The sequence below is a fragment of the Jeotgalibacillus marinus genome (assembly GCF_040801915.1).
Taxonomy (GTDB): domain Bacteria; phylum Bacillota; class Bacilli; order Bacillales; family Jeotgalibacillaceae; genus Jeotgalibacillus; species Jeotgalibacillus marinus.
The window spans coordinates 1-268 of record NZ_JBFMIA010000173.1 but is presented as its reverse complement, the minus strand read 5'-3'; the positions used below and the strand labels follow the sequence as shown (position 1 = coordinate 268).

Sequence of the window (268 nt, the reverse complement as noted above, 5' to 3'; positions counted from 1 at the left end):
CCCTCCGCTCCCTTTCCTTTTTTTCTTTTCCCTCTTTCCTCCTTTCTTTTTTTTTTTTCTTTTTTTCTTTTTCCCCTCCCTTTCTTTCTTTCCTCCCCCCTCCCCTTCTCTTTTTCCCTCCTTCCTTTTTTTTCCCCCCTCCCTCTCTTTCCCTTCTCCCCCCCCCCCCCCTCCCTCCCCCCCCCCTTCCCCTTTCTCCTTCCCCCCCTTCCTTTCTCCTTCCTTCTCTCCTCCCCCCTCCTCCTCTCCTCCCCCTTTTTTCTTTTTC

General features: G+C 52.6%; 1 protein-coding gene. It reads right to left on the bottom strand.

The annotated features are described in order from the left end of the window. On the bottom strand, nucleotides 1–268 hold a 268-nt coding region (locus AB1471_RS18980), incomplete at both ends, for a hypothetical protein (protein WP_367780991.1).